This window comes from Salipiger sp. H15 (assembly GCF_040409955.1).
Classification (GTDB): domain Bacteria; phylum Pseudomonadota; class Alphaproteobacteria; order Rhodobacterales; family Rhodobacteraceae; genus Salipiger.
The window spans coordinates 16,905-30,248 of the sequence record NZ_CP123384.1; the positions used below are offsets into that span (position 1 = coordinate 16,905).

At 71.5% G+C, this 13,344-nt stretch carries 14 protein-coding genes; 8 read left to right on the top strand and 6 right to left on the bottom strand.

Annotated features, from left to right (window positions below; translation table 11 throughout):
• Positions 1 to 43: 43 nt before the first annotated feature.
• Both purQ and PVT71_RS00080 read right to left on the bottom strand, forming a co-directional pair.
• Positions 44 to 712: a phosphoribosylformylglycinamidine synthase subunit PurQ gene (gene purQ, locus PVT71_RS00075; protein ID WP_353472460.1), complete on the bottom strand. Its 669-nt coding sequence runs from the start codon at positions 710 to 712 to the stop codon at positions 44 to 46.
• 48 nt (positions 713 to 760) lie between these two features.
• A complete protein-coding gene (locus PVT71_RS00080) occupies positions 761 to 1,798 on the bottom strand; it encodes a zinc-dependent alcohol dehydrogenase family protein (RefSeq protein ID WP_353473891.1) in 1,038 nt (345 codons plus the stop codon).
• A 160-nt stretch (positions 1,799 to 1,958) separates the two neighbouring features.
• Between PVT71_RS00080 and PVT71_RS00085 the strand changes: the two genes are divergently transcribed.
• Entirely contained in the window at positions 1,959 to 2,360 is a 402-nt protein-coding gene (locus tag PVT71_RS00085) for a hypothetical protein (RefSeq protein WP_353472461.1), read from the top strand.
• A 27-nt stretch (positions 2,361 to 2,387) separates the two neighbouring features.
• Here PVT71_RS00085 and aroB read toward each other — a convergent pair whose 3' ends face one another.
• Together aroB and PVT71_RS00095 are read right to left on the bottom strand one after the other, a co-directional pair.
• Positions 2,388 to 3,518 carry a 3-dehydroquinate synthase gene (gene aroB, locus PVT71_RS00090; protein ID WP_353472462.1) on the bottom strand — a complete coding sequence of 377 codons (1,131 nt, stop codon included), beginning with the start codon at positions 3,516 to 3,518 and terminating at the stop codon, positions 2,388 to 2,390.
• Positions 3,515 to 4,093: a shikimate kinase gene (locus PVT71_RS00095; RefSeq protein WP_353472463.1), complete on the bottom strand. Its 579-nt coding sequence runs from the start codon at positions 4,091 to 4,093 to the stop codon at positions 3,515 to 3,517. The genes aroB and PVT71_RS00095 overlap by 4 nt, the downstream gene beginning before the upstream one ends.
• A gap of 94 nt (positions 4,094 to 4,187) precedes the next feature.
• On the opposite strand from PVT71_RS00095, the gene PVT71_RS00100 reads away from it, so the two are divergent.
• From PVT71_RS00100 to PVT71_RS00110, 3 genes are read left to right on the top strand one after another with little or no spacing between them, the layout of a single operon-like run.
• The gene (locus PVT71_RS00100; RefSeq protein ID WP_353472464.1) at positions 4,188 to 4,337 is read left to right on the top strand and encodes a hypothetical protein; all 150 of its coding nucleotides are present in this window, start codon (positions 4,188 to 4,190) and stop codon (positions 4,335 to 4,337) included.
• Positions 4,327 to 5,910, top strand: a complete 1,584-nt coding sequence (locus PVT71_RS00105) for a hypothetical protein (protein WP_353472465.1) — start codon at positions 4,327 to 4,329, stop codon at positions 5,908 to 5,910. The genes PVT71_RS00100 and PVT71_RS00105 overlap by 11 nt, the downstream gene beginning before the upstream one ends.
• Positions 5,907 to 6,833, top strand: coding sequence for a site-specific tyrosine recombinase XerD (locus tag PVT71_RS00110; RefSeq protein WP_353472466.1), 927 nt, complete (start codon positions 5,907 to 5,909; stop codon positions 6,831 to 6,833). Before PVT71_RS00105 ends, PVT71_RS00110 begins: the two co-directional genes overlap by 4 nt.
• A 168-nt stretch (positions 6,834 to 7,001) precedes the next feature.
• On the opposite strand, the gene pyrH is transcribed toward PVT71_RS00110, so the two are convergent.
• Positions 7,002 to 7,727: a UMP kinase gene (gene pyrH / locus PVT71_RS00115; RefSeq protein ID WP_092420687.1), complete on the bottom strand. Its 726-nt coding sequence runs from the start codon at positions 7,725 to 7,727 to the stop codon at positions 7,002 to 7,004.
• Positions 7,728 to 7,825: 98 nt separating this feature from the next.
• Here pyrH and miaA point away from each other — a divergent pair, with 98 nt between their 5' ends.
• The 4 genes from miaA (at position 7,826) to PVT71_RS00135 (ending at position 12,030) form a co-directional block, all read left to right on the top strand.
• Positions 7,826 to 8,719: a tRNA (adenosine(37)-N6)-dimethylallyltransferase MiaA gene (gene miaA / locus PVT71_RS00120; RefSeq protein ID WP_353472467.1), complete on the top strand. Its 894-nt coding sequence runs from the start codon at positions 7,826 to 7,828 to the stop codon at positions 8,717 to 8,719.
• Positions 8,716 to 9,546, top strand: a complete 831-nt coding sequence (locus PVT71_RS00125; protein ID WP_353472468.1) for an AraC family transcriptional regulator — start codon at positions 8,716 to 8,718, stop codon at positions 9,544 to 9,546. Before miaA ends, PVT71_RS00125 begins: the two co-directional genes overlap by 4 nt.
• A gap of 116 nt (positions 9,547 to 9,662) precedes the next feature.
• A complete protein-coding gene (locus tag PVT71_RS00130; protein WP_353472469.1) occupies positions 9,663 to 11,333 on the top strand; it encodes an ABC transporter substrate-binding protein in 1,671 nt (556 codons plus the stop codon).
• Positions 11,334 to 11,430: 97 nt separating this feature from the next.
• Positions 11,431 to 12,030: a glutathione binding-like protein gene (locus PVT71_RS00135; RefSeq protein ID WP_353472470.1), complete on the top strand. Its 600-nt coding sequence runs from the start codon at positions 11,431 to 11,433 to the stop codon at positions 12,028 to 12,030.
• A gap of 4 nt (positions 12,031 to 12,034) precedes the next feature.
• On the opposite strand, the gene PVT71_RS00140 is transcribed toward PVT71_RS00135, so the two are convergent.
• Positions 12,035 to 13,186, bottom strand: coding sequence for a cytochrome c peroxidase (locus PVT71_RS00140; protein ID WP_353472471.1), 1,152 nt, complete (start codon positions 13,184 to 13,186; stop codon positions 12,035 to 12,037).
• Positions 13,187 to 13,344: the final 158 nt, after the last annotated feature.

The window sequence follows — 13,344 nt, forward strand, 5'->3', positions numbered from 1 at the left end:
GCCCAATCTACGCCGGGCGCCGGGCCGGCTCAAGCGGTGCCGGTCAAGCCTCGGCGAGCGCCGCGGTCAGATTGGCGAAAAGACGCGCACCGTCGGTGTTGCCCTGCGACGGATCGCAGGCCCGCTCGGGGTGCGGCATCATCCCCAGAACACGGCGGTTTTCCGACAGGATCCCGGCGATGTCGCGGTCCGCGCCATTGGGGTTGTCGGTGTAGCGGAAGGCAACGCGGCCCTCGCCCTCGAGCATGTCGAGCGTCGCCGCGTCGGCGGTGTAGTTGCCGTCATGGTGCGCGATCGGGATGCCGATCTTCTCGCCCGCCGCGTAGCCGCGGGTGAAGACCGACTGGCTCTCGGCCACTTCCAGCCCCACCGTGCGGCAGATGTACTTGAGGTTCGCGTTGCGCAGCAGCGCGCCCGGCAGCAGCCCGGTCTCGGTGAGGATCTGGAAGCCGTTGCACACGCCGAAGACGTAGCCGCCGCGCTCGGCATGGGCCTTCACGCCCTGGCAGATGGGCGAGTTGGCCGCGATGGCGCCGCAGCGCAGGTAGTCGCCGAAGGAAAAGCCTCCCGGCAGGCCGACGATGTCGATGCCCTTGGGCAGCGACGTGTCCTTGTGCCAGACCATCTCGACCTCGAGCCCGGCCTGCTCGAAGGCCATCTTCAGATCACGGTCGCAGTTGGACCCGGGGAAGACGATGACGGCGGCTTTCATGGGCGCACTCCTGAACTGGCCTGCGGCGCTGTCGCGCGCCGCCCCGCGTCAGCGGGTGAAATCGGTGATCACGGCCACGCCCGGGGGCGTCGGCCCGTTGAACGCGGCCAGCTCCGCCCCCGCCTGGCTGAGGGGAATCTCGCGCGCGATGAGAGGGCTCATATCCACCTTTCCCCGCGTGATCAATCCAAGCAGCGACGGATAGCGATGCGAGGGCATGCCGCGGGTGCCGTAAAGCGCGAGGTTGGCCATGTAGACGGCGTTCATGTCCACTTCCTGGATGGCGTGATGCCCGACCGGCATGCCGACCTGCACGTGCCGCCCGAGCGGGCGAAGGCTGCGGATCGAGGCGTTGACCGTCTGCGGGATGCCCAGCGCCTCGACGCTGACATGCGCGCCGCCGCCGGTGATCTCCTTGATGCGCGCCGCCGCGTCCTCGGTCGCGGCATTCACCGCCGCGTCCATGCCGAGCGAGAGCGCGTGGTCGAGCTTTTCCTGCACCACGTCCACCACGATCACATGCGCGCCCAGCGCCCGGCCGAGGATCGCCGCCGAGAGCCCGATGCCGCCGGTGCCATGCACCGCCAGCCACTCGCCGCCCTGCAGCGCCGCGCGCCCGGTGAGCGCGTGCCAGGCGGTGGTCACCCGGCAGCCGAGCCCGGCCGCCAGCGTCGGCGACATGCCCTCGGGCAGGCGCGCGAGGTTGAAGTCGCGCGGCACGGCGACGTATTCGGCAAAGGCGCCCGGCTCGATGAAGCCCGGCAGGCGCTGGTCGAAGCAGGTGTGCTGCTGGCCCTCGCGGCATTGCGGGCAGGTGCCGCAGGCGAGGATGAAGGGCGCGACGAGCCGGTCGCCGACCTGCCATTGCGAGTCCGGCCCGGCCTCGACCACCTCGCCGCAATACTCGTGGCCCTGGATCTGCCCGGGCTTCACCCGCGGATGCTCGCCCGACCAGCCGTGCCAGTCCGACCGGCAGACGCCGCAGGCCAGCACCTTCAGCACCACGCCGTCGCGCGGGCAGTCCGGCATCGGCACGTCCTCGAGGGACAGGTCGGCATTGTACTCTCTCAGGACGGCGGCGCGCATGGTCGCAGGCATCGGAATTCTCCTCCAGATTCTGCGATCACAGAACGACAGACGCGGCGGAAACACAAGGCCCTGCGGCGCGCGCCCGGGCGGTGCTTCCGATTTGCCCGGGCTCGGGTAGGATCGCGGCGGGACGCGCATCTTGGGAGGCGCCGGGCGCATGGGAATGATGAGAAAGCAGTACCACAGCCGCCGCGTCGGCGCGGACCGGCACAGCTGGGACGTTCACCGCCTCGTGCGGCTGTCGCGCGGCCTGCCGGTCGAGACCATCGCGGTCTCGGACATCGCCGAGATCGACGAGCTCTGGTGGTACCAGCCGGGCGACGGTGCCCCGACCCCGCGCTCGATCGCCGAGCACATGCGGCTGGTCGACGAGACCGACCTGCGCTGGCCCATCCTGCTCTGCGCCGAGGGGCGCCTGATGGACGGGATGCACCGCGTCGTGAAGGCGATGAAGGAGGGGCGCAGCGAGATCCGTGCCGTCCGCTTCCGACCGACGCCGGAGCCGGACTTCGTGAACGTCGATGTCAACACGCTTCCCTACCCCGACGAGGAGGTCTGACGGGGCGCTTCGCGCGCCCCTTGCGCCTCAGCGCCCGGCGAGACCGTCGCGCAGCAGCTGCAGCACCGCCTCGCGCGGCACGTCCGCGGTGACGAAGGCGCGGCCGATGCCGCGGGCAAGGATGAAGCGGATGGCGCCGTCGAGCACCTTCTTGTCCTGCCCCATCAGCTCGTAGAGCGTCTCGGCCGGGGGCAAATCGCCGGGGATGTCCGCGAGGTCGCGCTTCATGCCCATCTCGGCGAGATGCGCGCGCAGCCGCGACGGGTCCTCCTGCGGGCAGAGCCCGAGCCGGGCGGAAAGCTCGAAGGCCAGCGCGCAGCCGATCGCCACGCCCTCGCCGTGCAGCAGCCGGTTCGAATAGCCCGTGGCCGCCTCGAGCGCGTGGCAGAAGGTGTGGCCGAGGTTGAGCAGCGCGCGCTCGCCCTGCTCGGTCTCGTCGCGCACGACGATCCCGGCCTTCATCTCGACCGAGCGCGTCACCGCATGCGCCAGCGCCGCCGGACGCCGCGCCAGCAGTGCCTCGGCGCTGGCCTCGAGCCAGGTGAAGAACTTCGCATCGCCGAGCAGGCCGTACTTGACCACCTCGCCGTAGCCCGCGAGGAAATCGCGCGGGGTCAGCGTCTGCAGCACATCGATGTCGGCCAGCACCAGCGAGGGCTGGTGGAAGGCGCCGATCAGGTTCTTGCCGGCGGGCGAGTTGATCCCGGTCTTGCCGCCGACCGAGCTGTCGACCTGCGCCAGCAGCGAGGTCGGGATCTGCACGAAGCGCACGCCGCGGCGCAGGATCGCGGCGGCGAAACCGACGAGATCGCCGATCACCCCGCCGCCGAGCGCGACCACCACGTCGCTGCGCTCGACCCGTTGCGCCAGCAGCCATTCGGTGACCCGTTCGAGCTCGCGCCAGCACTTGGTCGCCTCGCCCGGCGCGAGGGTCAGCACCTCGCAGGAGATGCCCGCCGCCGCCAGCCCGTCCTTCAGCGCCGGCAGATGCGCCGCCGCGACGGTCTCGTCGCTGACCACCGCCACGCGCCGGCGCTTGCCGAGCAGCGGCGCGATCTCGGTCCCGGCGCGGGCCAGCAGCCCGCCGCCGATCCGCACGTCATAGGCGCGCGCGCCCAGGTCCACATGCACCGTTCCCGCCTGCATCACGTCGCTCATCTGCAGCTCTCTCCCACCACGTCCGGACGCGTCGATTTCAGCGTCTCGATCACCTTGCGGGCCATGGCGTCGACCGACAGCCCCTGTTCCGATTTCACCGCGAGGTCCGCGAGCGCGTAGATCGGTACCCGGCGCTCGTAGATCTCGCTGAGCGTCGCCAGCGGATCGGGCGTGCGCAAGAGCGGCCGCGTGTCCTTGTGGCGCACCCGCCCCCAGAGCACCTTGAGATCGGCGTCGAGCCAGACGGCGACGCCCTTCTCGGTGATCATCCGGCGGTTTTCCTCGGCCATGTAGGCGCCGCCCCCGGTCGAGAGCACCGCCGGCCGCGCGTCGAGCAGCCGCTCGATCACCTGGCTTTCCTTGCGCCGGAAGAAGGCCTCGCCGTCACGGGCGAAGATCTCGGCGATGGTCATGTTCGCCGCCTTCTCGATCTCGGCATCCGAATCGCGGAACGGCACGTTGAGAGCTGTGGCCAATGCCCGGCCGACGGCCGATTTCCCCGCTCCCATCATGCCCACCAGCACAACTGTCTTTTTCAACTTCGGGTTCAATCCCCTTGTTTCTCGGCCATGCATCGCCAATTCTGCCTCCTGAGGCCGTGAATGACGTGTCGTTGCCGAAAAGGCTAGGTATAAGTGACAAAAAACATGAGGCAGGACTGCTGAGCACATGGGACGTCTGTTCAAACCCCTTCTAATCCTTCTCCTCCTCGCGGTGATCGCGCTGGTGGCTTACGCCTATGTCGGCCCCTATTTCGGCGCGGACTTCTCACCGCCGCAGAAGGAGATTCGCCAGCCCGTGGAGCTTGATGCGAACTAGGCTGCTTCTCTGCGCCCTTGCCCTGGGCGCACCGACGGCGCTGACCGCCGAGGCCCCGCTTGCCGCCATCGACTGGCTCAAGCGCGGCCCCGGCGTGAGCGCCGCCATGCCTCTGCCTGAGCGCCCGCAGCCCGGCAGCGGCCCGCTGCCCTCCGTCGAGCGCGCGCGCCGCGACGAGCCCCCTGTGGCCACCTCCGTCGACACGCCCGAGGTCGAAAGCGCGCCCCTGGCGGCGGCGAGCGGCGAGGCGGCGGGGCTGCTGTCGAGCGCGCTCACCGGCCTGCCCCGGACGCTCTGGTCGAGTTCCGACGCAGAGGGGCTCTCGGCGCTCCTCGCCCGGGTCGAGCCCGCCGTGCCGGCGCTCTCCGCGCAGCTGCTGACGCTGCTCCTCGCCGAGGCCGACGCGCCCGGCGGCAACGGCTCGCTGCTCGTCGCGCGCATCGACCGGCTGATGGACGAGGGCGCGGTGGATGCGGCGCTGGCGCTGGTCGAACAGGCCGGGGGCAGTTCCGACCCCGAGATCTTCGCCCGCTGGCTCGACCTGTCGCTGATCGCCGGGAACGACGAGGCGCCGTGCCGCGCGCTCACCGAAAAGCCCTTCCTGTCGCAGGACATCGCCACGCGCATCTACTGCCGGGCGCGGATCGGCGAGTGGGAACACGCGGTCACCATCTACGGCACCGCGAGCGCGCTCGGCCAGATCGGGCCGCGCGACGCCGAGCTTCTCGCCCGCTACCTCGACCCCGAGCTGGTCGATTCCTCCGAGCCGCTCAACCCGCCGGCGCGCCCGACCCCGCTCGAGTTCCACCTCTTCGAGGCCGTGGGCGAGGCGCTGCCGACCCAGCCGCTGCCGCGCATGTTCGCCGCGGCGGATCTGTCGGGCAACAGCGGCTGGCGCGCGCAGATCCTCGCCGCCGAGCGCCTCGCGCGGCGCGGCACGCTGACCGAGAACCGCCTGCTCGGTATCTACACCGACCGCGAACCCGCCGCCTCCGGCGGGGTCTGGGACCGGGTCGCCGCGGTGCAGGATCTCGAGGCCGCGCTGAACGCCGGGCGCAGCGACCTGATCGGCCCCGCCCTGCTCGCCGCCTGGCCGCAGATGCGCAGCGCCGGGCTGCTCGTGCCCTTCTCCGGCCTCTACGCGCCGCGCCTGCAGGGGCTCGAGCTCGAGGGCCGGGCCGCCGCGCTGGCGCAGCGCGCCGCGCTGCTCTCGCCCGACTACGAGGCCGCCGCCCGCACCCTTCCCGCCCGCACCGGGCTGATGCGCGCGGTCGCTGCCGTGGCGCAGGGCGAGATGCCCGAGGCGATCCCCCTCTCCCCCGCCGCGCAGGCCGTGGTCGAGGCCTGGCGCCCCGATGCCGCCGTGCCGCCCGAGCTCGAGGCGCTGCTGCGCGAGGGCAAGCTCGGCGAGACCATCCTGCGCGCCATCGACCTCTTCCACTCCGGCGCCCAGGGCAACAACGCCGATCTGACCGGCGCGCTGGCGACCCTGCGCCGGGTCGGGCTCGAGGACACGGCGCGCCGCGCCGCGATCGAGCAGATGATCCTCTCGGACGAAGGAGCCCCGCTGTGAGCGCCGCACATTGGGTCTCGGCCTTTCTCGAGGCGCAGGTCGCCGAGCGCGGCGCCGCGGACAACACCCAGGCCGCCTATGCCCGCGACCTCGCGGATTTCACCGGCTGGCTGGCGGCGCGCGGGCTCGATCTCGCCACTGCGCAGCGCGCCGATGTCGAGGACTACCTGATCACCTGCGAGGCCGAGGGGCTGGCGGTCGCGACCCGCGCCCGGCGGCTCTCGGCGATCAAGCAGCTCTACCGCTTCGCCTTCGAGGAGGGGCTGCGCAGCGACAACCCGGCGGTGCAGATCGCCGGTCCGGGCCGCCCGAAGCGCCTGCCGAAGACGCTCACCACCGACGAGGTGGACCGGCTGCTCGAGGCCGCCGAGCGGCATGGCCGCAGCGCCGACGACCGGCTGCGCAACACCTGCCTCATGCAGCTGCTCTATGCCACCGGCATGCGGGTGAGCGAGCTTGTCACCCTGCCGCTCTCGGCGGCGCGGGGCGATCCGCGCATGCTGCTGATCCGCGGCAAGGGCGGCAAGGAGCGCATGGTGCCGCTCTCGCCCCCGGCGCGCGCGGCGCTGGCCGAATGGCTCACCCGGCGCGACGCGCACGAGGCGCTGAACCGCGCCGAGGGCCGGCCGGCCTCGGGCTTCCTCTTCCCCTCGCGGGGCAAGGCCGGGCACCTGACGCGCCATGCCTTCTACGTGATGATCAAGGACATCGCCGTGGGCGCGGGCGTCTCGCCCGCCAAGGTCACGCCGCACACGCTGCGCCACGCCTTCGCCACGCACCTGCTGGCCAATGGCGCCGACCTGCGCGCCATCCAGACCTTCCTCGGCCACGCCGACGTGGCGACCACCGAGATCTACACCCATGTGCTCGAAGAGCGGCTGCGCGAGCTGGTGCTCGACCACCACCCGATGGCCCGCGACTGACCATAGCGCGACCGACCGCAGGACGAGGCCGCCGCTACCCGCGCGCCGCCCGCGCAGGCGCGCCCGCCCCTGCTTCCACTTGTCTGAAATATCCCGGGGGTGCGGGGGCAGCGCCCCCGCTCTGTCCTGCGTGCGGGGGCAGAGCCCCCGCCTCTCAGGCCCGAAGGATCAGGCGTGCACCTCGGTATAGGTGCCCTCGCCCGCGAGGATGCCGCGGAAGCCGCCCGGCTCGTTCAGCGAGAAGACGATCAGCGGCATCTTGTTGTCGCGCGCCAGCGCGATGGCCGAGGCGTCCATGACCTTGAGGTTGTCGCGCAGCACGTCGTCGTAGGAGATGCGGTCGTAGCGCTTCGCGTCCGGGTTGGTCTTGGGGTCGCAGTCGTAGATCCCGTCGACGTTCTTGCCCATGAAGATCGCCTCGCAGGCCATCTCGTTGGCGCGCAGCGACGAGGCGGTGTCGGTGGTGAAATAGGGGTTGCCGGTGCCCGCGGCGAAGATGCAGACCCGCTTCTTCTCGAGGTGGCGCACGGCGCGGCGGCGGATGTAGGGCTCGGCCACCTCGTCCATGCGGATCGCCGAGATCACCCGGGTGAAGACGCCCAGCTCTTCCAGCGCCGACTGCATCGCCAGCGCGTTCATCACCGTCGCCAGCATGCCCATGTAGTCGGCCGTGGTCCGCTCCATGCCCTGCGCCGAACCGGCGAGGCCGCGGAAGATGTTGCCGCCGCCGATCACCATGCAGATCTCGACGCCCATGTCGTGCACCGACTTCACCTCGCGGGCGATGCGCTCGACGGTGGGCGGGTGCAGACCGTAGCCCTGGTCGCCCATCAGCGCCTCTCCCGAGATTTTCAGCATCACACGCTTGAAGGTGGTTTGGGGCTGCTCGGTCATGTTGCGCTCCGTCTGTGCACGATCCAAATTGCCGCTATATGTGACGGAAAATACCCGGGCCCGCAATGCTGCGGGCCTCTCGCAAGAAAGGATCACCCGTGCCCGATCTGGTGAAACAATATGCGCCCGATCCGGCTCTTCCGGTGCTGATCGCCGGTCCCACCGCCAGCGGCAAGTCCGCGTTGGCGCTGGAAATCGCCGAATCTGCCGGTGGGGAAATCATCAACGCGGATGCCATCCAGGTCTTCGACGACTGGCGTGTATTGACCGCCCGCCCCTCAACCCAAGAGGAAGCGCGGGTGCCGCACCACCTCTATGGTCACGTGCCGGGCAGCCGCGCCTATTCGGTGGGCGACTGGCTGCGCGACCTCGCCCCGCTGCTCGGCGGACGGCGGCCGATCATCGTCGGCGGCACCGGGCTCTACCTCTCGGCGCTGACCGAGGGGCTCGCGGCGATTCCCGAGACCCCGCCCGGGATTCGCGCCCGCGCCATGGCCCGACTCGAGGCGGGCGAGCTGCGCGCCATGGTTGCCGAGCTCGACCCCGAGAGCCGCGAGCGCATCGACTGCCACAACCCGATGCGCGTGCAGCGCGCCTGGGAGGTGCTGACCGCCACCGGCCGCGGCATCGCCGCCTGGCAGGCCGAGACGCCGCCGCCGCTGCTACCGCTGTCGCAGGTGCAGCCGATCCTCTTCGACGTGCCGAAGGACTGGCTCAACGACCGCATCGCCCGGCGCTTCCGGCTGATGGTCGAGGAGGGCGCGCTCGACGAGGCGCGGGCCAACCTCGAGAGCTGGCACCCCGCGCTGCCCTCGGCCAAGGCGATCGGCGCGGCCGAGCTCATCGCGCACCTGCGGGGCGACCTGGGCTTCGACGAGGCGGTCGAGCGCGGCGCCATCCTCACCCGGCAGTTCGCCAAGCGCCAGCGCACCTGGTTCCGCGCCCGGATGAAGGACTGGCCGACCTACTGCCCGGCCGGGGCGCTGGCGTGAGCCCGCCCGCCGGCGCGGAGGACCGGGGCATCCGCCTCGTCTCGCCCGGCCAGCAGCCCGGCTGGAGCTACGGGCTCCTGCACGACCGCGCCGAGGTGACGCTGCTCTGGCTCACCCGCGGACAGGGCCGGATCACCCTCGACGGGCGCCGGCGCGGGCTCGGCGCGCACAACGCCGTCTTCATCCCCGCCCGCACGCTCTTCGCGCTCGATCTCGGGCCGCAGAGCCTCGGGCTGGTCCTGCACGCGCCGCCCGGCGCGGGCGCCGCCTTTCCCGCGGCGCCGCTGCACCTGCGGGTGCGCGAGGCGCTGGTGCAGGCCGAACTCACCGCGCTCTTCGAGGCGATGCAGCGCGAGCTGGCCCGGGGCCGGGCCTTCATGGACGAGGCGCTGGACGCCCACCTGCGGCTGATGGCGGTCTGGCTGCTGCGCCAGCAGCAGGAGGGGCTCGGCGACCAGCCCGGCGAGAGCGCCGCGCAGCGCCTGTCGCAGGCCTATGCCGCCGCCGTGGTCGCGGGGTTCCGCGGCCCGGACGGCCCGGGCGAGATGGCGGCGCGGCTGGGGGTGAGCGGGCCGCACCTCACCCGCGCCTGCCGTGCCGCCTGCGGGCGCTCGGCGCAGCGAATCCTCTCCGAGCGCAAGCTGCACGAGGCGCGGCGGCTGCTCGCCGCGGAGCAGGAGCCGGTCGCGGGCATCGCCGAGGCGCTGGGATTTTCCAGCCCCGCCTATTTCACCCGGTTCATCCGCAAGCAGACCGGGCAGGCGCCGAGCGAGCTGCGCGGCGCGGGCGCGCGCCCCGGGGCCCGGCTGTCGCCGCGCCGACACTGAGCCCGCGCGACACCGGAGTTCCTTGCACAATCTGGGCGCTACCTGATTGACGTGAGGTCGCAATTGAGGCGCAATGGCGCGGCAGGCGACGCAGACTGTCCGGAGGGGAAACGCAGATGAGCCAAGGCCGCCACGTGCAGTGGATCCACCCTGCGGCGCGCCGGGAACTATGCGATTACCACGATGGCCGGGTCTCGCGGCGCGAGTTCCTCACCCGCGTGACCGCGCTCGGCACCTCGGCGGCGATCGCCCGCGGGATGGTCGGCATGGCGCAGGCCGAGACCGCCCCCGCCGCCGCGCCGCCCGGAAGCACGCTGCGCATCCAGATGGAGGTGCGCCCGCTCAAGGATCCGCGCACCTACGACTGGTCCGAGATCGCCAACGTCTCGCGCGGCTGGCTGGAATACCTCGTCGAGTATGACCGCGACGGCAGCCTGCGCGGCATGCTGCTGGACAGCTGGGAGGCCAGCGAGGACGCCAGCCAGTACCTGCTCCGCGTCCGGCCCGGCGTCACCTGGACCACCGGCGAGCCCTTCACCTCGGCCGACGTGGCGCGCCTTATGGGCTACTGGTGCGACCGCGGCGTCGAGGGCAATTCCATGGCCGGCCGGCTCGCCGCGCTCGGCGATCCGCAGAGCGAGCAGCTTGCCGAGGGCGCGGTCGAGGTGATCGACGATCTCACGCTGCGCCTGCACCTCGCCTATCCCGACGTGGCGCTGATGGCCGGGCTCTCGGACTATCCGGCCGCCTGCGTCCATGCCAGCCACGATCCCGAAACCATGCTCACCGACCCGGTCGGCACCGGCCCCTACCTGCCCGAGGAGGTGGTGCCGACGCAGCGCGCCGTCCTCGTGCGCAACCATGCCCACCACTGGTGGGGCGAGGAGGCCGCGGGCTGGGGCGGCGCCACGCTCGAGCGCATCGAGTTCCTCGACTACGGCACCGACCCCGCGGCCTGGCTCGCCGCCGCCGAGGCGGGTGAGATCGACATGCTCTACGAGAACGTCGGCCGGTTCATCGAGGCCGCCGACCAGATCGGCTGGGAGCGCTCGGAGGTGGTGACCGGCGCGACCGTGGTGCTGCGCGGCAACCAGCGCGCGCTGGTCGACGGGCGCGCGGTCTATGCCGACAAGCGCATGCGCAAGGCGCTGCAGCTGGCGATCGACAACGGCGTCGCGCTCGAGCTCGGCCATGCCGGGCTCGGCACCGTGGCCGAGAACCACCACGTGGCACCCATCCACCCCGATTACGCCGACGTGGGGCCGACCGAGTACGACCCCGAGAAGGCGCTGCCGCTGGCCGTGGAGGCCGGGCTCGGCGACGTGGCGCACGAGCTCGTCACGCTCGACGACGGCTTCACCCGCCGCACCGGCGATGCCTGCGCCGCGATGCTGCGCGACGCCGGCTTCAAGGTCGAGCGCAAGGTGCTGCCCGGCTCGGCCTTCTGGCAGGAGTGGAAGGACTACCCGCTGTCGATCACCGAGTGGAACCACCGCCCGCTCGGCATCCAGGTGCTGGCACTGGCCTACCGCACCGGCGAGACCTGGAACGAGAGCGGCTATGCCGACGCCGAGTTCGACGCCATGGTGACCGAGGCGCTGACTATCGCCGACGCGGTCGAGCGGCAGCAGATCATGGCCCGGATCGAGCGCAAGCTGCAGCAGGACGCGGTGATCGTGCAGCCCTTCTGGCGCTCGCTCTACCGCCACGTCCGGCCCGGCGTGCTTGGCGCCGAGATGCATCCCGCCTTCGAGATCCACCTCTACCGCCTCGCGCTCGAGGACTAGCGCGCTCGGGCATGACAGGCGGCGCTTTCTGCGGCAGAGTGCGCCGCGACGGCCCGGGCCGCTGCCCGTGCCCTGCGCTCTTGGAGGAGAGACCCGCATGCTGACGCTCTACCACGCCCCCCGCTCGCGCTCGACGCGCATCCTGCAGCTGATCCGCGAGATGGGTGTCGACGACGACGTCGACGTGCGCGTCACGCAGATCCCCCGCCGCGACGGCTCGGGCGGGCGCGATCCGCAGAACCCCCACCCCGAGGGCAAGGTGCCGCTGCTGGTGCATGACGGCGCGGCGGTGCGCGAGAGCAACGCGGTGATGCTCTACCTGACCGACCTCTACCCCGACAATCCGATGGGCCGCCCCGTCGGGCATCCCTCGCGCGCGGCGTATCTGTCGTGGCTGGCGTGGTACGGCAACGTCTTCGAGCCGGTCTACGTGCTGCACGTGGCCGGGCTCTCGCACCCGATGACGCAGATCACCTTCCGCGACGTGCCCGAAGCGGTGGCGCGGCTGTCCGAGGCGCTGGCCGACAAGGACTGGCTGGTCGACGACCGGATCAGCGCGGCGGACCTTCTGGTCTCGTCCACCTACGGCTGGTTCCGCGACATGATCCCCGAGGATCCGCGCATCCGCGACTGGGTCGAGCGCTGCCTGTCGCGCCCCGCCGTGACCTCGGTGATCGAGGAGGAGATGGCGCGCTGAGGCGTCACTCCGCGAGCAAAGCCTCGTAGCGCGCGTCGGTCAGCGTCTTGAGGAAGGCGATGAGCGCGTCGATGCGCTTGTCGTCGAGCGCGGGCCCGTCGGTCAACTCGGGGGCGAGCGTCTCGGCCACCTCGGGCGGGCCGAAGGGCGCGCCGGTCTCGGGGTTGATCTTCCGCTTCTCGTTGCGCGTGTTGTAGCTGTTGTAGAACAGGATCACCGTGCGCAGGTCCTCGAAGGCGCCGTTGTGCATGTAGGGCGCGGTCACCGCGACGTTGCGCAGCGTCGGCGTGCGGAAGGTCCCGCGCAGCTCCGGCCCGCCCGAGGCATGAGCGTTCTGCGCCAGCCCGCCGTCGACGAAGCCTTCGACCGAGCCGTTCGAGGCGCGCAGCGCGCGGTTCTCGGGCACGCCGATGTTGTGGAAGCGGTAGTCCGAGAAGGTCTCGGCCGGGTCCACCGCGCTGCGCTGCAGCTGGTGGCACTCGTTGCAGTTGGTGAACTGCTGCGAGAAGAACAGCAGCCGCCCGAGCTCTTCCTGCGAGGTCAGCTCCGCCTCGCCGCGCAGGAAACGGTCGTACTTGGAATCGAAGGGCGCGAAGTCCGGCCGCCGCTCGAAGGCGGCGATGGCGCGGGTCATCGCGGCATAGCCCCCCTCGGGGTCGTCGAGCGTGCCGGGGCCGAAGAGCGCACCGAAGGCGGCGACGTAGTCGGGGTTTTCGCGCAGCCGCGCGACGACCTCGGACTTGTCCCCCATGCCCATCTCGATCGGGTTGAGCGGCGGGCCGCCCGCCTGCTCCTCGAGCGTGACCGCCCGCCCGTCGTGGAAGAGCCCGCCGCGCCAGCGCCCCTCGGCGTCGCGGGCCAGCTCGGGCACATGCGCGGCATAGGTCACCGTCGGCGCGTTGCGATCGCCGATCGAGGCGCCGTCGTCGCCGATCGAGGCCGCGCCGCGCGGGTCGGCGAAGGCATAGGCCGGATCGTGGCAGGTCGAGCAGCTCTGCGAGCGGGTCTTCGAGAGGTTCGCGTCGAAGAACAGCGCCTCGCCGAGCGCGTCCATGCTGCCATAGTCCGCCGGGGCGGCGGTGAGCCGGGCGACGCCGACCCCTCCCGCGCAGAGCGCGAGGACGGCGGCGGAAGCAAGGATGGCGGCGTGACGCATGGGGCTCTCCTCTGTCCGGGCTTGAGGGGGCGGACCTGGCCAGACTGGCGGCGCGCGGCGGGCGCGGCCTTGATCCGGATCAATTCCCTAGCCTTTAGGTCAGGCATATCCGGCAAAGCCCGTGCCACGTCAAGCCGCAGGAGCCCGCGCGCTCGCGG

Excerpts from the sequence above, each read along its gene's own strand:
- purQ (WP_353472460.1), bottom strand. The coding sequence starts at position 712 with ATGAAAGCCGCCGTCATCGTCTTCCCCGGGTCCAACTGCGACCGTGAT.
- PVT71_RS00080 (WP_353473891.1), bottom strand. The coding sequence starts at position 1,798 with ATGCGCGCCGCCGTCCTGAGAGAGTACAATGCCGACCTGTCCCTCGAG.
- PVT71_RS00085 (WP_353472461.1), top strand. The coding sequence starts at position 1,959 with ATGGGAATGATGAGAAAGCAGTACCACAGCCGCCGCGTCGGCGCGGAC.
- aroB (WP_353472462.1), bottom strand. The coding sequence starts at position 3,518 with ATGAGCGACGTGATGCAGGCGGGAACGGTGCATGTGGACCTGGGCGCG.
- PVT71_RS00095 (WP_353472463.1), bottom strand. The coding sequence starts at position 4,093 with ATGCATGGCCGAGAAACAAGGGGATTGAACCCGAAGTTGAAAAAGACA.
- PVT71_RS00100 (WP_353472464.1), top strand. The coding sequence starts at position 4,188 with ATGGGACGTCTGTTCAAACCCCTTCTAATCCTTCTCCTCCTCGCGGTG.
- PVT71_RS00105 (WP_353472465.1), top strand. The coding sequence starts at position 4,327 with ATGCGAACTAGGCTGCTTCTCTGCGCCCTTGCCCTGGGCGCACCGACG.
- pyrH (WP_092420687.1), bottom strand. The coding sequence starts at position 7,727 with ATGACCGAGCAGCCCCAAACCACCTTCAAGCGTGTGATGCTGAAAATC.
- PVT71_RS00130 (WP_353472469.1), top strand. The coding sequence starts at position 9,663 with ATGAGCCAAGGCCGCCACGTGCAGTGGATCCACCCTGCGGCGCGCCGG.
- PVT71_RS00135 (WP_353472470.1), top strand. The coding sequence starts at position 11,431 with ATGCTGACGCTCTACCACGCCCCCCGCTCGCGCTCGACGCGCATCCTG.
- PVT71_RS00140 (WP_353472471.1), bottom strand. The coding sequence starts at position 13,186 with ATGCGTCACGCCGCCATCCTTGCTTCCGCCGCCGTCCTCGCGCTCTGC.